The 19,569-nt window shown below is 70.6% G+C and carries 19 protein-coding genes; 8 read left to right on the top strand and 11 right to left on the bottom strand.

Translation table 11 applies throughout. The features are described 5' to 3' along the window. Window positions 1-26 precede the first annotated feature (26 nt). On the bottom strand, window positions 27-1,244 hold the full coding sequence (locus EPA64_RS00190) for a fumarylacetoacetate hydrolase family protein (protein ID WP_134724240.1): 1,218 nt from the start codon (window positions 1,242-1,244) through the stop codon (window positions 27-29). Then, window positions 1,244-2,152: a dihydrodipicolinate synthase family protein gene (locus tag EPA64_RS00185; protein ID WP_134724239.1), complete on the bottom strand. Its 909-nt coding sequence runs from the start codon at window positions 2,150-2,152 to the stop codon at window positions 1,244-1,246. Before EPA64_RS00185 ends, EPA64_RS00190 begins: the two co-directional genes overlap by 1 nt. 86 nt (window positions 2,153-2,238) lie before the next feature. Here EPA64_RS00185 and EPA64_RS00180 point away from each other — a divergent pair, with 86 nt between their 5' ends. Next, complete coding sequence (locus EPA64_RS00180) at window positions 2,239-2,988, top strand: GntR family transcriptional regulator (RefSeq protein ID WP_134724238.1); 750 nt, start codon at window positions 2,239-2,241, stop codon at window positions 2,986-2,988. Window positions 2,989-3,089: 101 nt separating this feature from the next. Here EPA64_RS00180 and EPA64_RS00175 read toward each other — a convergent pair whose 3' ends face one another. After that, a complete protein-coding gene (locus EPA64_RS00175; RefSeq protein WP_134724237.1) occupies window positions 3,090-3,947 on the bottom strand; it encodes a fumarylacetoacetate hydrolase family protein in 858 nt (285 codons plus the stop codon). Window positions 3,948-4,121: 174 nt separating this feature from the next. Between EPA64_RS00175 and EPA64_RS00170 the strand changes: the two genes are divergently transcribed. Genes EPA64_RS00170 through EPA64_RS00160 form a run of 3 tightly spaced genes read left to right on the top strand, consistent with a single transcriptional unit; the run spans window position 4,122 to window position 7,054 of the window. Continuing rightward, window positions 4,122-5,636 carry an aldehyde dehydrogenase (NADP(+)) gene (locus EPA64_RS00170; RefSeq protein WP_134724236.1) on the top strand — a complete coding sequence of 505 codons (1,515 nt, stop codon included), beginning with the start codon at window positions 4,122-4,124 and terminating at the stop codon, window positions 5,634-5,636. A gap of 12 nt (window positions 5,637-5,648) precedes the next feature. Then, window positions 5,649-6,302, top strand: a complete 654-nt coding sequence (gene otnC / locus EPA64_RS00165) for a 3-oxo-tetronate 4-phosphate decarboxylase (protein ID WP_134724235.1) — start codon at window positions 5,649-5,651, stop codon at window positions 6,300-6,302. After that, window positions 6,299-7,054, top strand: coding sequence for a hydroxypyruvate isomerase family protein (locus EPA64_RS00160; RefSeq protein WP_134724234.1), 756 nt, complete (start codon window positions 6,299-6,301; stop codon window positions 7,052-7,054). Before otnC ends, EPA64_RS00160 begins: the two co-directional genes overlap by 4 nt. On the opposite strand, the gene otnK is transcribed toward EPA64_RS00160, so the two are convergent. From otnK to denD, 8 genes are all read right to left on the bottom strand, one after another. After that, window positions 7,043-8,311, bottom strand: a complete 1,269-nt coding sequence (gene otnK / locus EPA64_RS00155) for a 3-oxo-tetronate kinase (RefSeq protein WP_134724233.1) — start codon at window positions 8,309-8,311, stop codon at window positions 7,043-7,045. The two genes, EPA64_RS00160 and otnK, sit on opposite strands and share 12 nt — an antisense overlap. A gap of 34 nt (window positions 8,312-8,345) precedes the next feature. After that, window positions 8,346-9,218, bottom strand: a complete 873-nt coding sequence (locus tag EPA64_RS00150) for a carbohydrate ABC transporter permease (RefSeq protein WP_134724232.1) — start codon at window positions 9,216-9,218, stop codon at window positions 8,346-8,348. A 12-nt stretch (window positions 9,219-9,230) separates the two neighbouring features. Then, window positions 9,231-10,175 carry a carbohydrate ABC transporter permease gene (locus EPA64_RS00145; RefSeq protein ID WP_134724231.1) on the bottom strand — a complete coding sequence of 315 codons (945 nt, stop codon included), beginning with the start codon at window positions 10,173-10,175 and terminating at the stop codon, window positions 9,231-9,233. Between the two features lie 60 nt (window positions 10,176-10,235). Next, window positions 10,236-11,567, bottom strand: coding sequence for an ABC transporter substrate-binding protein (locus EPA64_RS00140; RefSeq protein ID WP_134724230.1), 1,332 nt, complete (start codon window positions 11,565-11,567; stop codon window positions 10,236-10,238). 82 nt (window positions 11,568-11,649) lie between these two features. Beyond that, window positions 11,650-12,708 carry an ABC transporter ATP-binding protein gene (locus tag EPA64_RS00135; protein ID WP_134724229.1) on the bottom strand — a complete coding sequence of 353 codons (1,059 nt, stop codon included), beginning with the start codon at window positions 12,706-12,708 and terminating at the stop codon, window positions 11,650-11,652. A gap of 111 nt (window positions 12,709-12,819) precedes the next feature. Further along, window positions 12,820-13,554 carry an SDR family NAD(P)-dependent oxidoreductase gene (locus EPA64_RS00130; protein ID WP_134724228.1) on the bottom strand — a complete coding sequence of 245 codons (735 nt, stop codon included), beginning with the start codon at window positions 13,552-13,554 and terminating at the stop codon, window positions 12,820-12,822. A gap of 25 nt (window positions 13,555-13,579) precedes the next feature. Then, window positions 13,580-14,374: a GntR family transcriptional regulator gene (locus EPA64_RS00125; protein WP_220443682.1), complete on the bottom strand. Its 795-nt coding sequence runs from the start codon at window positions 14,372-14,374 to the stop codon at window positions 13,580-13,582. After that, on the bottom strand, window positions 14,343-15,365 hold the full coding sequence (denD, locus tag EPA64_RS00120) for a D-erythronate dehydrogenase (protein ID WP_134724227.1): 1,023 nt from the start codon (window positions 15,363-15,365) through the stop codon (window positions 14,343-14,345). The genes EPA64_RS00125 and denD overlap by 32 nt, the downstream gene beginning before the upstream one ends. 174 nt (window positions 15,366-15,539) lie before the next feature. On the opposite strand from denD, the gene EPA64_RS00115 reads away from it, so the two are divergent. Genes EPA64_RS00115 through EPA64_RS00100 form a run of 4 tightly spaced genes read left to right on the top strand, consistent with a single transcriptional unit; the run spans window position 15,540 to window position 19,559 of the window. Beyond that, window positions 15,540-17,309 carry an IlvD/Edd family dehydratase gene (locus EPA64_RS00115; RefSeq protein WP_134724226.1) on the top strand — a complete coding sequence of 590 codons (1,770 nt, stop codon included), beginning with the start codon at window positions 15,540-15,542 and terminating at the stop codon, window positions 17,307-17,309. A gap of 9 nt (window positions 17,310-17,318) precedes the next feature. Next, complete coding sequence (locus EPA64_RS00110) at window positions 17,319-18,059, top strand: SDR family oxidoreductase (protein ID WP_134724225.1); 741 nt, start codon at window positions 17,319-17,321, stop codon at window positions 18,057-18,059. Window positions 18,060-18,064: 5 nt separating this feature from the next. Then, on the top strand, window positions 18,065-18,799 hold the full coding sequence (locus tag EPA64_RS00105) for an SDR family oxidoreductase (protein ID WP_134724224.1): 735 nt from the start codon (window positions 18,065-18,067) through the stop codon (window positions 18,797-18,799). Further along, window positions 18,792-19,559, top strand: coding sequence for an SDR family oxidoreductase (locus EPA64_RS00100; protein ID WP_134724223.1), 768 nt, complete (start codon window positions 18,792-18,794; stop codon window positions 19,557-19,559). Before EPA64_RS00105 ends, EPA64_RS00100 begins: the two co-directional genes overlap by 8 nt. The last annotated feature ends 10 nt before the right edge of the window (window positions 19,560-19,569 follow it).

The raw sequence follows: 19,569 nt of genomic DNA, 5'->3' as shown, positions 1-19,569 counted from the left end.
CTGACCGGGCGGGCGGCGGGGCGGGGTCAGCCCAGCAGGCCCCGTCCGGCAAGGTTCCGCATCAGCGCGCCCGCGCCGAACGTCCATTCCGGGCATTCGGTGGACAGCGCCACGCGGTTGACCAGCGCCCCCAGCGAGGGTTCCGCAATAGTGACCACGTCGCCCCTGTGGTGCGTGAACCCCTGCCCCGGCGCGTCGCGGTCCTGCGTGGGGGCGAACAGCGTGCCCAGATACAGCATGAACCCGTCGGGATACTGGTGATGCCGCCCGCAGGCCTGCGCCACCAGATCGGCGGGATCGCGGCTGATCCGCGCCATCGACGACGCGCCTTGCAGCACAAAGCCGTCCGCGCCCTCGACCCGCAGGGTCAGTTCCGCCCGGCGCACGTCGTCCAGGCCGTAAGTCTCGTCGAACAGACGGATGAACGGGCCGATGGCGGCGCTGGCGTTGTTGTCCTTGGCCTTGCCCAGCAGCAGCGCCGAACGCCCCTCGACGTCGCGCAGGTTGACGTCGTTGCCAAGCGTCGCGCCCTTGATGCGGCCGCGGCTGTCCACGGCCAGCACGATTTCCGGTTCCGGGTTGTTCCAGCGGCTGATCGGATGCAGTCCCACGTCCGCGCCCCAGCCGACCGAGGCCATCGGCTGGCACTTGGTAAAGATTTCCGCGTCGGGACCGATGCCGACTTCCAGGTATTGCGACCACAGCCCCTCGGCCTGCAGGGCGCGCCTGACCTCGGCCGCGCGGGGCGAACCGGGGACGATGCCGCGCAGATTGGCGCCGATGGCCGCGCCGATGCGGGCGCGGATCGCGCCGGCGCGGTCGGGATCGCCCGCGGCCTGCTCCTCAATCACCCGTTCCACCATGCTGTCGGCGAAGGTGACGCCGCTGGCCTTGATCGCCTGCAGGTCGGCGGGCGACAGCAGGCGCAGGTCGTCCGCGCCCTGCCCCGCCTGCGCCAGATCATCCGGCGCGCAGACCCGCTCGCCCGCCTGCGCATCCAGCCAGCCGGCGGGGTCGTCCATCTCGAGCAGGTCGCGCATCGTCGGCGCCTCGGGCGCGGTCACGTCGATGACGGAACCCGCGCGGATGGTGACCAGCGCAGGCCCGATGCCCGGCCGCCAGACGCGGCCGACCGGGCGCCCGCCGCCGGGCAGGCCGAGGGCGGCCTGCCGGGACGCCCCGGCGCGCGATGCACCGCCGGTTGCGGCGCCCACCGCGGTCCCGGCCCCTGCGTTTTCCGCCATCAGCGGCCCCAGCGCAGCGCGACCGGGTCCAGCGGGCGCACCAGATCCAGCAGCATCGCCCGTGTCGCCGGGTGCAGCGGCGGGATCGGGTGGCGGCAGAACTCGGACGCGATCACGCCGCCTTCCTTCATCACCGCCTTGGCGGCGCGGAACCCGCACTGGCGGTTTTCGTGGTTCACCGCCGGCAGGATGCGGGCATAGGCCGCGGTCGCGCCGTCGCGGTCGCCGGCCGCCCATTTCGTCAGCACCGGCCTGATCTGGTCGGGGATCATGGCCGAGGTCATCGACCCCGTTGCGCCCGCGTCCAGGTCGGCCAGCAGGGTGATCGCCTCTTCGCCGTCCATCGGCGCCTCGATCGCGTCGCCGCCTTCGGCGATCAGCGCGCGCAGCTTGGCGGCGGCCTGCGGACATTCGATCTTGAACAGCTTCACCATCTCGATCTCGCGCGCCATCCGCACCAGCAGCGGCACCGGCAGATCCACCCCCGACATCGGCGCGTCCTGCACCATGATCGGGATGCCCGCCTCGCCCACGGCGCGGAACTGGTCAAAGGTCTGCTCGGCCGTGCCGCGCAGGGTCGCGCCGTGATAGGGCGCCATCATCATCACGATGGCCGCCCCCTGCGCCCTGGCGCGGCGGGCGCGGTCCACGGCGATGGGCGTGGCGTAATGGCTGATCGTCACGATCACCGGCACCCGGCCCGCCACATGGTCCAGCGACAGCCGGGTCAGCGTCTCACGTTCTTCATCCGAGATCAGGAACTGTTCGGAAAAATTGGCCAGGATGCAGATGCCGTCCACGCCCTGGTCGACCATGCAGTCCAGCACCCGGCGCATGCCGTCCAGATCCACCGCGCCGTCGTCGGTGAACGGTGTCGGCGCAACCGGCCAGATCCCCTCATACGCCATGCTTTCGCCCCTTTGCGTTGCTGTCGGCGCGGATGGTATACCATTTCGGATGCGCCGCAACCGGGACCACGAACGGGGGACACGCCATGACCGACCGCACCCGACCGGACGCGGCCGCAGACCGGACCCGCCCGGCGGCGCTCGCCCGGCTGCTGCGGCGCGAGATCCTGACCGGCGTCCTTGCCCCCGGCAGCGCCATCAAGGAACGCGATCAGGCCGACCGGCTGGGCGTCAGTCGCACCCCCCTGCGCGAGGCGGTGCGCATCCTGGCGCAAGAGGGGCTGGTCACGCTGCGTCCGCTGCGCAGCCCGCTGGTCGCCGACCCCGACCTGACCGAGGTGCTGGACGAAATCGCCGTCCTCCGCCGGCTTGAGCTGTTTTCGGGCGAACTGGCGTGCCGGAACGCCACCCCGGCCGAGATCGCCGCCATCGCCGATCTTGTCGCCGCCGTGGCGCGCGACCACGCGGCGGGGGACGCGCTGGATGTGTTCGACCTGGACATGCGGATGCACCGCGCCATCGTCGCGGCGGGCCACAATGCGGCGCTGACGCGGACGCATGCCGAATATCTGTCGCGGCTGTTCCGCGTCCGGTTCCTGTCGGCGCGCGAACGCGCCGATGCGGGCCGCGTGCTGGCCGATCACGACGCCATGCTGCACGCCCTGCAGACCCGCGACGCGGCCGCGATGGAACGCGCGATCGAGTCGCATTTCGACGGGCTGGAACGCAACATCGTTCGGCAGCTGCGCCCGGCGGATGCGGCCACGGCCTCAGCCGCGACCCCGGTCACGCCAGATCGACCAGCGCCCCGCGGCGGCGGATCACCTGCCGGCTGACCGCGTGCCCGGCGCGCACCGCGCGTTCCATGTCTGCCTCGCCCAGCCGCGCCGGATCGCGGGCTGGCCCGCCGGACGCAGGGTCCGGCAGGGCGCCTGCCTCAGACAGCGGGGCGGACGCGCTGGGTCTGTTCGCCCAGGCCCGCGACGCCCAGGCGCATCACCTCGCCGCCCTTCAGAAACACCTTGGGGTTCTGCCCCATGCCGACGCCGGGCGGCGTGCCGGTGGTGATGATGTCGCCCGGCATCAGCGTCATCAGCCGCGAGCAATAGCTGACCAGCGTGGCGACCCCGAACACCATCGTCCGGGTCGAACCGTCCTGATAGCGCTTGCCGTCCACCTCAAGCCACATGGCCAGATCCTGCGGGTCGGCGATCTCGTCGGCGGTGACCATCCACGGACCGATGGGACCGAAGGTGTCAAAGCCCTTGCCCTTGTCCCAGGTGCCGCCGCGCTCCTGCTGCCATTCGCGCTCGCTGACGTCGTTGACGACGCAGTAACCGGCGACATGGGCCAGCGCCTCGGCCTCGGTCACGTCGGACGCGGGCGTGCCGATGACGACGCCCAGCTCGACCTCCCAGTCGGTCCTGGTCGATTCGCGGGGGATCTGGACGTCATCGTCGGGACCGATGATGCAGCTGGTCCACTTGCTGAAAACCACCGGCTCGGACGGGACGGGCAAGTTCGATTCGGCGGCGTGGTCGGCATAGTTCAGCCCGATGGCGACGAACTTGCGGACATTGCCCACGCAGGGGCCCAGGCGCAGATCCTGCTGCGGGGTGCCCTCGACCAGCGGCAGGGCCGCCACGTCCAGCGCCGCCAGCCGCGCCAGCCCCGCGGGCGTCAGCACGTCGTCCGCGATGTCGGCGATTTCGCCCGACAGGTCGCGGACCCGGCCGTCGGCGTCCAGGATGCCCGGTTTCTCGGCCCCGGCGGGACCATAGCGCAGCAGCTTCATGCCATTCCTCCTTGATTGCGCGCGGCTGGCGTCCGCGCGCGCCCTGTCGGCTCGCCCGCAGCCTATGCAAGCACGCCGGGCGGCGCAATCTGGCATACCAGATTTGACTTACCGCCCGCGACCCGCCATGTCAGGCTGACCGCCCGCCGCCCCCCATGCAAGCAGGAGATCGCGATGACATTCACCCCGCACGGCAAGCACCTGATCGACGGCCAGTGGGTCGGGGGGGACCGCAGCTTCGCCTCGGACCCGGCGCACGGGCCGGCGCATGACTTTGCCGTCGGCACGCCGGAGCTGGTCGCGCAGGCCTGCGCCGCGGCCGATGCCGCGTTCGACGCCTTTGCCGCCACCACGCGCACCGACCGCGCCGCATTCCTTGACGCCATCGCCGACGAGATCGAGGCGCGGGCCGACGCCATCATCGAAATCGGCACGCAGGAAAGCGGCCTGCCGGCGGCGCGGCTGAACGGGGAACGCGGGCGCACGACCGGGCAGCTGCGGCTGTTCGCGGACCACATCCGCAAGGGCGACTATCTCGACCGCCGCGTCGATGCCGCCCTGCCCGACCGCCAGCCCGCCCCGCGCCCGGAATTGCGGGTGATCCAGTTGCCGGTCGGGCCGGTCGCGGTGTTCGGCGCGTCGAACTTTCCGCTGGCCTTCTCGACCGCCGGGGGCGACACGGCGGCGGCGCTGGCCGCAGGCTGCCCGGTCGTCGTCAAGGGCCATTCCGCCCACCCCGGCACCGCCGAGATCGTGGCCGAGGCGGTGCTGGCCGCCATCCTGCGCACCGGCATGCCCGCAGGCGTCTTTGCCCTGATCCAGGGCGGCGACCGCAAGGTCGGCGAGGCGCTGGTGACCGACCCGCGCATCAAGGCCGTGGGCTTCACCGGGTCGCTGGCGGGGGGACGGGCGCTCTTTGACCTGTGCGCCGCCCGACCCGAGCCGATCCCGTTCTTTGGGGAACTGGGGTCGGTGAACCCGATGTTCGTGCTGCCCGCCGCCGCCGCCCGCGCGGACGAGATCGGCGCCGGTTGGGCCGCGTCGCTGACGATGGGCGCGGGCCAGTTCTGCACCAACCCCGGCATCGCGGTTGTCATGGACGGGCCCGACGCCGACCGGCTGGTCGCCGCCGCGCGCGCCGCGCTGGAACAGGTCGCCCCCCAGACCATGCTGACGCAGGGCATCGCCAAGGCCTATCGCGAGGGGGTCGAGCGCATGGGCCGCAGCAACGCCGTGACCGCCGTGGCGACATCGCCCAGCGAGGGGCGCAACGCCGCGCCCAACCTGTATGAGACGACGGCCGACGCATTCCTGGGCGAGGATCATCTGGCCGAAGAGGTGTTCGGCCCGCTGGGGCTGGTCGTCCGCGCCGCCTCGGGCGCCGACATGGAACGCATCGCGCGCGGCTTTCCCGGCCAGCTGACCGCCACGCTGCAGACCGACGCGGGCGACGCCGAACTGGCGCGCCGCCTGCTGCCGCTGTTGGCGCGCAAGGCGGGGCGGGTGCTGGCCAACGGCTTTCCGACCGGGGTCGAGGTCGCGGACGCGATGGTCCACGGCGGCCCCTATCCGGCCAGCACCAACTTTGGCGCGACCAGCGTCGGCACGCTGTCGATCCGCCGCTTCCTGCGGCCGGTGTGTTTCCAGAACCTGCCCGACTATATGATGCCCGCCGATCTGGCGGGCTGACGGGGCGGCCCGATGTCCCCCGCCGAAACCCGCCTGCGCGAGACGCTGTGCGACATGGCCGCGTCGCTGTTTTCCCGCGGCGCGACGCATGGATCGACGGGCAACATCTCGGCCCGGACGGAGGATGGCGGGCTGATCGTGTCGCCGACGGGCACAAGCTTTGGCCGGCTGGACCCGGCGCGGCTGGCGCGGTTCGACGCGGCGGGGCGGCAAGTGGACGGCGATCCGCCGACCAAGGAAATGGCGCTGCACGCCGCATTCTATGCCACGCGGCAGTCGGCGGGTGCCGTCGTGCATCTGCATTCCTGCCATGCCGTCGCGCTGTCCACCCTGCCCGGCATCGACCCCGACGACGTGCTGCCGCCGATCACGCCCTATGCGATCATGCAGCTGGGGCGGGTGCGGCTGCTGCCCTATTTCCGCCCCGGCGACGCGGCGATGGGCGACGCGGTGCGGGGTCTGGGCGGCAAGCGCGCGGCGGTGCTGCTGGCCAACCACGGCCCGGTCGTCGCGGGCCGCAGCATCGAGGCCGCCTGCAACGCCATCGAAGAGCTTGAGGCGACCGCCCGGCTGGCGCTGCTGACCCGCGGGCTGTCGCCCCGGCTGCTGACGCCCGAACAGGTGGCCGACCTTGTCGCCGTTCACCGGATCGAGTGGGACACATGACGCGATTTTCCGCCAATCTGGGCTTTCTGTGGGCGGACCGGCCGCTGCCCGGCGCGATCCGCGCGGCGGCGGCGGCGGGGTTCGACGCGGTCGAATGTCACTGGCCCCATGACACGCCGCCGGATGCGATCGCCGCGGCGCTGGCGGACACCGGCCTTGCGATGCTGGGGATGAACACGCGGCGCGGGCGGCCGGGCGAAAACGGGCTGTCCGCCCTGCCGGGGCGCGAGGCCGAGGCGCGGGCCGAGATCGACGCCACCATCGCCTATGCCCGCGCCATCGGCGCGGGCGCGATCCACGTCATGGCGGGCGTGGCGGATGGTCCCGCCGCCGATGCCGCGTTCCGCGCCAGCCTGGCCCACGCCTGCGACAGCGCCCCCGAGTTGACCGTGCTGATCGAGCCGCTGAACCCCCGCGACGCGCCCGGCTGTTTCCTGCGCGGATCGGATCAGGCGGCGGCGCTGATCGGCGCGCTGGGGCGGCCCAACCTGAAACTGATGTTCGACTGCTATCACCTGCAGATCGTGGACGGCGACATCACGCGCCGCCTGCGCGACATGGCGGGCATCATCGGCCATGTGCAGGTCGCCGCCGTCCCCGACCGCGGCGCGCCCGATCACGGAGAGCTGGATTACCGCCACATCTGCGCGGTGCTGGACGACATCGGCTGGACCCGGCCGGTGGGCGCGGAATACCGGCCGCCGGGGGACACCGACGCCTCGCTGGGGTGGATGGCGACGCTAGGCCGCTGAGGCCGCCGCCAGCGCCTGCGCAAAGAACTCCGGGCCGCCGAAGTTGCCGGATTTCAGCGCCAGCCCGAACGGCCCCGCCGCATCCTGCGCCCGCGTCCACGGCACCCCGGGCGCGATCTCGCGTCCGATCGCCAGCCGCCGCACGCCCAGCGCCGCCACGACCGCGCCCGACGTCTCGCCGCCCGCGACGACGATGCGGGTGACGCCGCGGGCGCGGGCGTCCTGCGCCAGGCGCGCCATCGCATCCTCGACCAGGCTGCCCGCAGCCTCGCGCCCCAGCCGGTCCTGCGCCTGCCGCACGGCGTCGGGGTCGGCGGTGGCATAGACCAGCGCAGGGCGGTCGGGCGTCTGTGCGGCCAGCCAGTCGCGGGCCGCGGCGATGCCGTCCCGCGCGATGGCCAGCGGGTCCAGCCGCAGGGCCGGGGCGCCCGCGTCGATCATCGCGGCGACCTGCCGGCGCGTCATTGCAGAACAGCTGCCCGACAGCACCAGCGCCGGACCGGCCGGCAGCGCCAGCGATGCGGCCGCCGCCGGCGGCGCCAGTTCGCCCGCCGCGCGCAGCAGGGCCGGCAGCGGGCGGGCCAGCGCGCTGCCCCCGGTCAGCAGCGGCAGGTCCGCGCAGGCCGCGGCGATGGCGTCCAGCCCGGCGTCATCCACCGCGTCGGCGACGACATGCGCCACGCCGTCCGCCACGGCCGCGTCGAACGCCGCGCGGATCGCGTCCGGCCCCTGCGCCACGGTCGGCCCGTCCACCAGCCCGACCCGGCCGCGCACCTGGCGGCCCAGCAGCCGCGTCAGGTCGCTGTCGCGCATGGGCGTCAGCGGGTGGTCGCGCATCGGGCTTTCGGCCAGCGGCTGGCGGCCGACGAACAGGTTGCCCATCCAGACGGTGCGGCCGTTTTCGGGAAATGACGGCGCATAGATCGTGGCGGGCGCGCCCAGATCGGCCGTCAGCGCCTCGGCCACGGGGCCGATGTTGCCCTGCGGGGTGCTGTCGAAGGTCGAGCAGTATTTCCAGAAGAACCGCCGCGCCCCGGCCGCGCGCAGCCAGCCCAGCGCCGCCCGTGCCTGCGCGACGGCCTCGGCCACCGGCACGGTGCGGATCTTCAGCGCGATGACCTCGATCTCGTCGGCATCCTCGTCCGCGTCCGGCACGCCAAAGCGCAGCGAGACGCGCGCCCCGCTGCGCGCCAGCAGCGCGGCCAGATCGGACGCGCCGGTCACGTCATCGGCGATGCAGCCCAGCGCCGGGGTCATGCCGCGCCACCGGGCGCAGCGGCGCGCCACACCGTCATTCCTTGACGGCCCCGGTCATCGACGAGACGTAATAATCCACGAAGAACGAATACAGGATCACCACCGGCAGCGAACCCAGCAGCGCCCCCGACATCAGCGCGCCCCATTCATAGATGTCGCCCCGCACCAGTTCCGTCAGCACCCCCACCGGCACGGTCTTGTTTTCGGAACTGGAAATGAAGGTCAGCGCATAGATGAACTCGTTCCACGACAGCGTAAAGGCGAAGATGCCGGCCGAGATCAGCCCCGGCACCGCCAGCGGCAGGACGATCTTGGTCAGGATCTGCCAGCGCGTTGCGCCGTCCACCAGGGCGGATTCCTCAAGCTCATACGGGATCGACCGGAAATAGCCCATCAGCAGCCAGGTGCAGAACGGGATCAGGAAGGTCGGATAGGTCAGGATCAGCGCGAGGCGCGAGTCGAAGATGCCGACCTGGAACACGATGAAGGCCAGCGGGATGAACAGGATCGACGGCGGCACCAGATAGGCCAGAAAGATCAGCAGCCCGGTGACGCGCGACCCGCGAAAGCGCAGCCGCTCGATCGCATAGGCGGCCAGCACCGCCGCCACCAGCGAGATCACGGTGGACGCGACCGACACGATCACCGTGTTCCACATCCAGCGGGGATAGGTCGTCTCGAACAGCAGGAACCTGATGTGATCCAGCGTCGGCCCGACCACCCAGAACGGGCTGTAGTTGTTGTAGTCGGTCAGCTGGTTGTCCGGTTTGACCGCCGTGATCGCCATCCAGTAGAACGGGAACAGCAGAACGAAGACGAACACCGCCAGCGGCAGCCAGACCATCAGGATGCGGCGGGCCGGGCTTTCGAACTGTTCCAGCGCGCTGACATTATCCTCGGTCGCCATGATGCGCCCCTTTCAATCGTTGCCCTGCTGCCACTTGCGGCGCTGCAGGCCGAAAAAGCTGAACAGGATCGCCGCCAGCAGGAACGGGATCATGGCCACCGCGATGGCCGCCCCCTCGCCCAGCTGGCCGCCGGGGATGGCGCGCTGGAACGACAGCGTGGCCATCAGGTGGGTGGCGTTCACCGGCCCGCCGCGGGTCAGCACATAGATCAGCTGGAAATCGGTGAAGGTGAACAGCACCGAGAACGTCATCACCACCGCGATGATCGGGGTCAGCAGCGGCAGCGTGACCTTGGTGAAACGCTGCCACGGCGTCGCGCCGTCGATGGCCGCGGCCTCGTTCAGCGACTGCGGGATGGTCTGCAGCCCGGCCAGCAGCGAGATGGCGACGAACGGGATGCCGCGCCAGATGTTGGCCGCGATCACCGACCAGCGCGCGTTCCACGGGTCGCCCAGAAAGTTGATCGGCGCGTCGATGAACCCGGTCCGCATCAGCACCCACGAGATGATGGAAAACTGGCTGTCGAAGATCCACCAGAAGGCCATCGCCGACAGCACCGTGGGCACCACCCAGGGCAGCAGGATGATGGCGCGGAAAAAGTTCTTGAACGGCAGGTGCCGGTTCAGCAGCATCGCCAGCCACAGGCCCAGCGCGAATTTCGCGATCGACGCGAACACGGTGTAGAACAGCGTGTTGAACACCGCGAGCCAGAACACCGGGTCGTCGAACAGCCAGCGGTAATTCTCAAGCCCGACAAAGACGCCGCTGCGGCCGATCTTGGTGTCGGTGAACCCCAGCCAGACGCCAAGGCCCAGCGGATAGGTCAGGAAGAACAGCAGAAAGATCGCGGCGGGCAGCATGAACAGAAAGCCCAACCCGTTGCGGCTTTGGGACAGCCGCGCCATCAGGCCCGGCCTGCGCTGCGCTGCGTCGTCGGTGGCGGACGATCTGGTCATGGGGATTTCCGGCATGCGTGCGGGGGACCGGCGGCGACGGGGCCGCCGCCGGCCGACGGATCAGCGATAGTAACGCTGCAGGCGGCGTTCGGCGTTGGCGATCGCCTCTTCCGGGGTGCGCTGGCCGGTCACGGCCTCGGCGAACATGTCGACCAGCACGTAATCGGCCATCGCGCCCGCCGACGCCGGTCCCAGCGGCCCGGCATAGCCGTTCACCCGCAGCGATTCCGATGCCTTGGCATAGGGCGCGTGGATCGGGTTCGAGGTCCAGACCGGGTTCGCCGCAAACTCTTTCAGCGCCTGGCAGCAATAGGCGCTGGCGGCCTCAAGCCAGCGGTTCATGTTTTCCGACCGATACATGAACTCGAGATACGCCTTGGCCGCGTTCGGGAACTTGCAGTGGTTGAAGATCGAGATGGTCGAGGTCTGGTGCAGTTCCACCGACTTGCCGACCGGCCCGACCGGCAGGTTCACCGTGCGGATGTCGGCAGCGATCTCGGCCATCGCGGGGTCTTTCGTCGCCGCGTAATACAGCGACACGCCGTTGGCGGTCAGCGACACCTCACCGGCAAGGAAGGCGCGGTTGTTGTTGATGTCCAGCCAGCTTTCCGTGCCGGGGATGAAGGTCGCGTAGAGCTTCTTGGCATAGTCGATGGCGGCCAACGTCTCGGGGCTGTTGATCGTGACCTCGCCCGCCTCGTTCACCGTCTGCCCGCCGTGCGACCACAAGAGCCAGTGGGCATAGTTGTTGCCGTCGCCCACCGCCTTGCCGTGCGGGAAACCGGCCGGCGTGCCCTTTTCCTTCAGCGCGGTGCAGAGCGCGAGGAAGCCGTCGGTGTCGGCCGGGAACTGGTCGAAACCCGCCGCCTTCATGTGGCTGTCGCGATAGCAGACGGCGTTGCCGATGGCGCAAAGGGGCGTGGAAATCCACTTGCCATCCTGCTGGCCATAGGCCGCCAGCCCGTCATACCAGCCGCCGTGCGCCTCGCCCAATGCGGTGCACAGGTCGGTCACGTCCACCAGCTTGTCGGGATATTGGAAGGGGTCGTCGAACCAGCTCATCACCATGTCGGGGCCGGAACCCACGTTGGCGGCGACGGCGGCCTTGGGGCGGACGTCCTCCCAGCTTTCCTGGTCGATGGTGACCTGCACGCCGGTCGCGTCGGTGAACGCCTTGGTGTTGGCGTTCCACGCCTCCTCCTCGCCCTTGACGAAGGGCACCCAGCGCAGCAGGCGCAGGGACGCGCCCTCTTCGGGGGTGAACATCGCGGCGCCGGCGGCGGGGCTTGCGGCCTGCGCGGCGGCGCGGCGGGCCCCGAACGGCCCGACCAGCGCGCCCGCCGCCACCATCGCGGCCGAACCTTTCAGCAGCGTTCTGCGGTCGATCGTCATGTATTCCTCCTCGTGCTGGCGGCGGACTGGCCCGCCTTTCGTCCTTCGCGCCTCGCTCGTCGGGCGCGACAGGTTTGCCTTGTCAGCGCGTCAGGCGCTGCCCGCTGCCGGCATCGAACAGATGCACGGCGGACGGGTCGATGCCGATGTCCAGCGTGCCGCCGGGCGCCACCGCGATGCGGTCGCGGAAGACGCCGGTGATGCCGGTCCCGCCCATCGTGCCCACGACATAGGTCTCGGACCCGGTCGGTTCCGTCACCTCGACCCGCAGGGGGATCGTTCCGCCGGGGCTCATCGCCTCGGGGCGGATGCCATAGACAAGGGGCTGGCCGGCGCGTGCGCGGCCGGTGTCGGCGACAGGCAGGCGCGTGCCGTCGGCGGCGGCGAAGGCGCCGTCCTCGGCCAGCGTGCCGTGGATCATGCTCATCGCCGGGCTGCCGATGAAACCCGCGACGAACAGGTTCGCGGGCCGGTCATACAGTTCCAGCGGCGCGCCGATCTGTTCGACGCGGCCGTCGTGCATGACGACGATCTTGTCGGCCATCGTCATCGCCTCGATCTGGTCGTGGGTGACATAGACGGTCGTCGTCTTCAGGCGCTGGTGCAGGTTCTTGATCTCGGTCCGCATGGACACGCGAAGTTTCGCGTCCAGGTTCGACAGCGGCTCGTCGAACAGGAACACCTGCGGGTCGCGCACGATGGCGCGGCCCATCGCGACGCGCTGGCGCTGGCCGCCCGACAGCATCCGCGGATAGCGGTCCAGCAGATGCGCAAGGCCCAGGATTTCCGCCGCCGGGCGCACCTTTTCGGCGATCGCCGCGCGCTTTTCGCCCGCCAGCTTCAGCGAAAAGCCCATGTTCTCGGCCACGGTCAGATGCGGATAAAGCGCATAGTTCTGGAACACCATCGCGATGTCGCGATCCTTGGGCGGCAGGTCGTTGACCACCCGATCCCCGATCAGGATGCGCCCCGAGGTGATGTGTTCCAGCCCCGCCAGCATCCGCAGCAGCGTCGATTTCCCGCAGCCCGATGGGCCGACCAGGACGACGAATTCGCCTTCGTCGATCGGGATGCTGACGCCATGCAGCACCTCGACCGCGCCATAGGACTTGCGGACGTCATCAATCGTTACGGAAGCCAACTAGTCCCCTCCCCAGGGTATCCGTTGTCAGGGCAGCGTTGCAAAGCACATCCCGCCGCGCAAGCTTTATTTGCCCTACTCCGACATCAGGCGCGCGAAACTATGTATACATCAATAGGTCGCCCGCCCGCCCGAGATGTCGAACACCGCGCCCGTGGAAAAGCTGCAGTCCGCCGACGACAGCCACGCGACAAGGGCCGCGACCTCGTCCACCTCGAGGAAGCGGTTCAGGGGGATTTTCGACAGCATATAGTCGATATGCGCCTGGCTCATCTGGTCAAAGATCGGCGTGCGGGCGGCGGCGGGCGTGATGCAGTTGCAGATGACGCCGGTGCCCGCCAGTTCCTTGCCCAGCGACTTGGTCAACGCGATCACCCCGGCTTTGGACGCCGAGTAATGCGAGGCGTTGGGGTTGCCCTCTTTCCCCGCGACGGAGGCGACGTTGACGATGCGCCCATAGCCCCGTTCGACCATGCCGGGGACCAGCGCGCGGCAGACCAGATAGGGGGCGGTCAGGTTGACCTCCATCACCTGCCGCCAGACGGCGGGGTCCAGTTCCCACAGCTTGCCGTTGCCGCCGGTGATCCCGGCGTTGTTGACCAGGATGTCCACCGCGCCGGCCGCGCGCGCGGCATCCGCGACCGCGGCGTCGTCGGTCAGTTCCACGACCCGGGCGCTGGCGGCGGGGCCAATTTCGGCCACGGCGGCGTCCAGCCGCGCGGCCTCGCGGTCCCACAGTTCCACGGTCGCGCCGCTGGCGGCGAACCGGCGGGCGATGGCAAGGCCGATGCCCTGCGCGCCGCCGGTGACGACGGCGCGGCGGTCGGAAAGGTCGATCTGGTTCATGCTGTCTCCTGCGGTGCTGGTTGCGTCAGACGTGGCCGCCGGCCCCAAGGCTGCGCCGCATCAGGTCCATCTGCTGGGCGTCGGCGCGGTCGCGGTGGGCGGCGTGCAGCATCCGGGCGCGGCCCGCGTCGCCCGCGATCAGCGCCGCCACGATGGCGCGGTGCTCGGTGTCCGACTGCACCGGCGCCGGCCGCAGCGGCACGATCAGCGCGCGGGCGCGGAACTGCTGGCCCCAGTATTCGCCCAGCGTGCCCAGCAGGCGCGGGTTGCCGCACAGCCCCACGATGGCGGAATGAAAATCGTCGTCCAGGTCCGACCAGGCGGCGATGTCGCCCGCGGCGGTCGCCCGCTCCATCCGGGCCAGCAGGGCGGTCAGCACCCGCCCCTCGTCCGCGGCAAGGCCCCGGCGGGCGACCAGCTCCACCGCCCGCACCTCGAGCGCCGAGAACACGTCCAGGATGTCGCGCACGTCGGCCAGCGTCAGGCCGCGGACGCGCACGCCGTGGCGGGGGCGGATCTCGACCAGCCCTTCCTCGGCCAGGCGGATCGTCGCCTCGCGCACGGGGGTGCGCGATACGCCCAGCAGCGCCGCCAGTTCGGTTTCCAGCAGCGTGGTGCCCGGCGCAAGGCTGCCGGTCAGGATGCGGTGGCGCAGATGGTGATAGGCGCGGTCCCGCGCCCCCAGCGCGGCAAGCCCGGTCAGCGTCGGCAACGGCCGCCCGACGCGCGCCGACCCGTCGCGGCCGGGCCAGCCCTCGGGCCGGGTGCGCGCGCCCGGTTCGGGCGGGTCAGCCGTCTGCGCCACCATCCCGCTGCCCATGCTGTCCGTTCCCCTGCCCCCCTGCGGCATAACCGCTGTCGCGCATGTGGGCGCGCACGATGTCGTCAAAGCTGGCATCCGCGGTGAACCCCGCCGCCAGCGCGCGTTCGGGGGCGAAATCGCGCGGCCATCCCGCGACGATGCCCCGGATGGTTTCGTCCGGCACCCGCCGGACGCGGCCCGCCGCATCGGGACCGGCCACGCGGGCAAGCGATTGCAGCATCTCGCCCACCGTCATCGACAGGCCCGGCATGGTCAGGCAGCGGCGCGGCCCCAGCCCCGACAGGTCCATCGTCGCCGCGTGGATCAGGAAACCGACCGCCGCGTCGGGCGAGGCGACCCAGTGGCGCACGTCATCCTCGACCGGCAGCACCGCGTCCTGCCCGGCCAGAGGTTCGCGGATGATGCCCGAAAAGAACCCCGAGGCCGCCTTGTTCGGCTTGCCGGGCCGCACGACGATGGTCGGCAGCCGGATGCCCACGCCGTCAAGGATGCCCTTGCGGGTATAGTCGTTCAGCAACAGCTCGCCGATCATCTTCTGCGTGCCATAGCTGGTCAGCGGCGCGTTGACGAAATCGTCGCCGATGCGGTCAGGGAACGGCGCGCCGAACACCGCGATGGACGAGGTATAGACCACGCGCGGCCGATAGTCCGGCCCCTGGGCGCGGATCTCCTCGAACAGGTGGCGGGTGCCGTCCAGGTTGATGCGATAGCCCTTGTCGAACTCGGCCTCGGCCTCGCCCGAGACGATGGCGGCGAGGTGAAAGATCAGGTCCGGCCGGGGCGCGACCAGCCGGGCCACGGTGTCGCGGTCGGCGATGTCGCCCGCGATCTCATCGACCGGGAACGCGCCCGCCGGCAGGCCCGCGTCCACCACGTCGAACACGGTCAGCGCGGTGATGGCCTGCCCGTCCAGCGTTCCCGCGGCCAGCAGCCGTTCGCACAGGCGGCGGCCGACCATGCCCGCCGCGCCGATGACCAGAACCTTCATGTGATCCCCCTTTGGCGTTCCGCAGTGTATACGCACCATCGCAGCGCCGCAGCGTCAAGCGATTTCACCCGGCACCTGCCCACGGCCACGCAATGCATACATCGTTGCTGCCCGCCCTTGCCTTGCCTGCGGCTTGCGCTACGATCCCGGCGGACCGCCAAAGGATCGCCCCCCATGTCCGACACCCGCGCCAACAAGCGTTTCCGCAGCCAGGAATGGTTCGACAACCCCAACAACCCCGGCATGACGGCGCTGTATCTGGAACGCTATCAGAACAGCACCTTCACGCGTGAGGAGCTGACCGCCGAACGCCCGATCATCGGCATTGCCCAGACCGGCAGCGATCTGTCGCCCTGCAACAAGATCCACGTCTTCCTGATGGACCGCATCAAGGCCGGCATCCGCGAGGCGGGCGGCGTCCCGATGGAGTTTCCGGTCCACCCGATCCAGGAGACCGGCAAGCGCCCGACCGCTGCGCTGGACCGCAACCTGGCCTATCTGGGCCTCGTCGAGGTGCTGCACGGATACCCGCTGGACGGGGTGGTGCTGACCACCGGCTGCGACAAGACCACGCCCGCGATGCTGATGGGCGCGGCGACGGTGGACATTCCGGCGATCACCCTGAACGGCGGCCCGATGCTGGACGGCTGGTGGCAGGGACAGCGCGCCGGGTCGGGCACCATCGTCTGGGAAAGCCGCCGCCTGCTGGCCGAGGGCAGGATCGACTATGACGAGTTCATCAGCCGCGTCTGCGCCAGCGCCCCCAGCCTTGGCCACTGCAACACGATGGGCACCGCCAGCACCATGAACGCGATGGCCGAGGCGCTGGGGATGTCGCTGACCGGCTGCTCCGCCATTCCCGCGCCCTTCCGCGAGCGCATGGCGATGGCCTACGAGACCGGCAAGCGCATCGTGCAGATGGTGCTGGACGACCTGAAGCCCAGCGACATCATGACCCGCGCCGCGTTCGAGAATGCGATCGTCGTGAACTCGGCAATCGGCGGATCGACCAACGCCCCGCCGCACCTGCAGGCCGTGGCCCGTCACATGGGGGTTCAGCTGGACGTGCGCGACTGGCAGACCATCGGGCTGGAAATCCCGCTGCTGGTCAACATGCAGCCGGCGGGCGAATACCTGGGCGAAAGCTTTTTCCGCGCCGGCGGCGTGCCCGCCGTGATGGGCGAACTGGCCCGCGCGGGCCTGATCCGCGAGGGCGCGATGACCGCCACCGGCCGCCCGATGGGCGAGAACCTGAAGGGCTGGGAAAGCCGCGACCCCGAGGTGATCCGCCCCGTGTCCCGCCCCCTGCGCGAGAACGCCGGTTTCGTCGTGCTGACCGGCAACCTGTTCGACAGCGCCCTGATGAAGACCAGCGTCATATCCGAGGATTTCCGCCGCCGGTTCCTGCGCAACGGCGTCTTCGAGGCGCGCGCGGTCGTGTTCGAGGGCCCCGAGGATTACCACGCCCGCATCAACGACGAGAGCCTGGGCATCGACGAGCAGACGATGATGTTCGTGCGCAACGTCGGCTGCATCGGCTATCCCGGCTCGGCCGAGGTTGTGAACATGCAGCCGCCGGACGCGATCCTGAAGATGGGCATCAAGCACCTGCCCACCGTGGGCGACGGGCGGCAGTCGGGCACCTCGGAAAGCCCGTCGATCCTGAACGCCTCGCCCGAATCGGTGGTGGGTGGCGGGCTCGCCTATCTGCAGACCGGCGACACGGTGCGGCTGGACCTGACGGCCGGGCGGCTGGACGCGCTGGTGGACGATGCCGAATGGCAGGCGCGCAAGGCGGCCTGGACCGCGCCGCAGATGGTCAACCAGACCCCGTGGGAGGACATCTATCGCCGCGAGGTGGGGCAGCTGGCCGACGGCGGCTGCCTGGAACGCGCCACGGCGTTCCAGCGGGTCGCCCGCACCCTGCCCCGCGACAATCATTAAGGGACGGACATGACCGAGCAATCCATCATCATCACCGGCGCGGGCAGCGGCATCGGCCGCGTCACCGCGCGGCATTTCCTGCAGAACGGCTGGCGCGTCGGGCTGATCGGCCGGCGCCAGGACGCGCTGGCCGAGGCGGGCGGGGGTCACGACGGCGCGCTGGTCCTGCCCTGCGACGTGACCGACGAGGGCGCGGTGGACGCGGCCTTCGCCCGCGCCGCCGCCGAATGGGGCCGCATCGACGTGCTGTTCAACAACGCGGGCGCCAACGTGCCGCCGCGCAGCGTGGACGAAACCACCCTTGACGACTGGCGCACCGTCATCGACGTGAACGTCACGGGGATGTTCCTTTGCGCCCGCGCCGCGTTCCGCCAGATGCGCGCGCAGTCGCCGCAGGGCGGGCGGATCATCAACAACGGCTCGATCAGCGCGCATGTGCCGCGACCGGGCATGGTCGCCTATACGGTGTCGAAACACGCCGTCACCGGGCTGACCCGCACCGTGTCGCTGGACGGCCGCCCGTTCGGCATCGCCTGCGGCCAGATCGACATCGGCAACGCCCTGACCGACATGGCCGCCGCCCAGACCAAGGGCGTGACCCAGGCCGACGGGTCCACGCGGGTCGAACCGGTGATGGACGCGGTCGAGGTCGCGCGCGCCGTCTGGCACATGGCCGGCATGCCCGAGGGCGCGAACGTGCAGTTCATGACGGTGATGGCGACCAACATGCCGTTCATCGGGCGGGGCTAGGGGCGATGCGGCTGCAGGGCAAGCGCGCCTTTGTCACCGCCGCGGGCGCGGGCATCGGGCTGGCGACCGCACGCGCCTTCGCCGCCGAAGGGGCCGAGGTCATCGCCACCGACATCGACGCGGACGCGCTGCGGCCGCTGGCCGACGCGGGGATAACGGTGCGCCGGCTGGACGTGACCGATCCCGATCAGGTCGCCGCGGCGGCGGCCGAGGCGGGCACGGTGGACATCCTGTTCAACTGCGCGGGCTTCGTCCACCACGGCGCGATCATGGATTGCGACCGGACGGCGTGGGACTTTTCCGTCGGGCTGAACGTGACCGGGCCGTATAACGTCACCCGCGCCCTGCTGCCCGCGATGCTGGCGGCGGGGGCCGGGTCGATCGTCAACGTGGCGTCGGTCGCAAGCTCGGTCATCGCGGCGCCGAACCGCTTTGTCTATGGCGTGACCAAGGCGGCGGTGATCGGGATGACCAAGTCCATCGCCGCCGACTATGTGACCCAGGGCATCCGCTGCAACGCCATCTGCCCCGGCACGGTGGACAGCCCCTCGCTGACCGACCGGCTGCGGGCGACGGGGGACGAAACCGCCGCCCGCACGGCCTTTGTCGCGCGCCAGCCGATGGGCCGGCTTGGCCAGCCCGACGAGATCGCGGCGCTGGCGGTCTATCTGGGGTCCGACGAATCGGGGTTCGTGACCGGGCAGGCCATCGCCATCGACGGCGGCTGGTCGAATGTCTGACAGGGGTTTCGGCCTGACCGGCCGGACGGCGCTGGTCACCGGGTCCAGCGCCGGGATCGGGCTGGGCCTTGCCCGCGCGCTGGGGCGCGCAGGCGCGCGCGTCGTGCTGAACGGCCGCGACCCGGCGCGGCTGGACGCCGCCCGCGCCACGCTGGCGGCCGAGAGGCTGGAGGTGAGCGCCGCCCCGTTCGACGTGCTGGACGCCCCCGACGCGCTGGCGGCGCAGATCGCGGCCATCGAGGATGCCGCGCCGCTGGACATCCTGATCAACAACGCCGGCATCCAGCGCCGCGGCGCGCTGGAAAGCTTTCCGCCCGAAACCTTCGACGAGGTCATCGCCACCAACCTGACGGCGGCGTTCCGGGTCGGACAGGCGGTCGCGCGCGGGATGATCGCCCGACGGCGGGGGGTGATCGTCAACGTCTGCTCGGTCCAAAGCGAACTGACCCGCCCCGGCATCGCGCCCTATGCCGCGTCCAAGGGCGGGCTGAAGATGCTGACCAAGGGCATGGCCACCGACTGGGGGCCGCATGGCATCCGCGTCAACGGCCTTGCGCCCGGCTATTTCCGCACCGAGCTGAACGCGGCGCTGGCGGCGGACGCGGCATTCTCGGGGTGGCTGGAAAACCGCACCCCGCTGCGCCGCTGGGGCGAGGTGGGGGAGCTGGGCGGCCCTGCGGTGTTCCTGTGTTCGGACGCCGCCAGCTTTGTGACGGGGCACATCCTTTATGTCGACGGCGGCGTGACCGCCTGCCTGTGACGCGCAGGCC

It is taken from the genome of Paracoccus luteus (assembly GCF_004522155.1).
GTDB classification, from domain to species: Bacteria; Pseudomonadota; Alphaproteobacteria; order Rhodobacterales; family Rhodobacteraceae; genus Paracoccus; species Paracoccus luteus.
The sequence above is the reverse complement of the archived record's forward strand: the minus strand, read 5'-3'. Positions and strand labels throughout refer to the sequence as shown.

Coding starts and splice junctions, on each gene's coding strand:
- EPA64_RS00190 (WP_134724240.1), bottom strand. CDS start 1,244: ATGGCGGAAAACGCAGGGGCCGGGACCGCGGTGGGCGCCGCAACCGGC.
- EPA64_RS00185 (WP_134724239.1), bottom strand. CDS start 2,152: ATGGCGTATGAGGGGATCTGGCCGGTTGCGCCGACACCGTTCACCGAC.
- EPA64_RS00180 (WP_134724238.1), top strand. CDS start 2,239: ATGACCGACCGCACCCGACCGGACGCGGCCGCAGACCGGACCCGCCCG.
- EPA64_RS00175 (WP_134724237.1), bottom strand. CDS start 3,947: ATGAAGCTGCTGCGCTATGGTCCCGCCGGGGCCGAGAAACCGGGCATC.
- EPA64_RS00170 (WP_134724236.1), top strand. CDS start 4,122: ATGACATTCACCCCGCACGGCAAGCACCTGATCGACGGCCAGTGGGTC.
- otnC (WP_134724235.1), top strand. CDS start 5,649: ATGTCCCCCGCCGAAACCCGCCTGCGCGAGACGCTGTGCGACATGGCC.
- EPA64_RS00160 (WP_134724234.1), top strand. CDS start 6,299: ATGACGCGATTTTCCGCCAATCTGGGCTTTCTGTGGGCGGACCGGCCG.
- otnK (WP_134724233.1), bottom strand. CDS start 8,311: ATGACCCCGGCGCTGGGCTGCATCGCCGATGACGTGACCGGCGCGTCC.
- EPA64_RS00150 (WP_134724232.1), bottom strand. CDS start 9,218: ATGGCGACCGAGGATAATGTCAGCGCGCTGGAACAGTTCGAAAGCCCG.
- EPA64_RS00145 (WP_134724231.1), bottom strand. CDS start 10,175: ATGACCAGATCGTCCGCCACCGACGACGCAGCGCAGCGCAGGCCGGGC.
- EPA64_RS00140 (WP_134724230.1), bottom strand. CDS start 11,567: ATGACGATCGACCGCAGAACGCTGCTGAAAGGTTCGGCCGCGATGGTG.
- EPA64_RS00130 (WP_134724228.1), bottom strand. CDS start 13,554: ATGAACCAGATCGACCTTTCCGACCGCCGCGCCGTCGTCACCGGCGGC.
- EPA64_RS00125 (WP_220443682.1), bottom strand. CDS start 14,374: ATGGGCAGCGGGATGGTGGCGCAGACGGCTGACCCGCCCGAACCGGGC.
- denD (WP_134724227.1), bottom strand. CDS start 15,365: ATGAAGGTTCTGGTCATCGGCGCGGCGGGCATGGTCGGCCGCCGCCTG.
- EPA64_RS00115 (WP_134724226.1), top strand. CDS start 15,540: ATGTCCGACACCCGCGCCAACAAGCGTTTCCGCAGCCAGGAATGGTTC.
- EPA64_RS00110 (WP_134724225.1), top strand. CDS start 17,319: ATGACCGAGCAATCCATCATCATCACCGGCGCGGGCAGCGGCATCGGC.
- EPA64_RS00105 (WP_134724224.1), top strand. CDS start 18,065: ATGCGGCTGCAGGGCAAGCGCGCCTTTGTCACCGCCGCGGGCGCGGGC.
- EPA64_RS00100 (WP_134724223.1), top strand. CDS start 18,792: ATGTCTGACAGGGGTTTCGGCCTGACCGGCCGGACGGCGCTGGTCACC.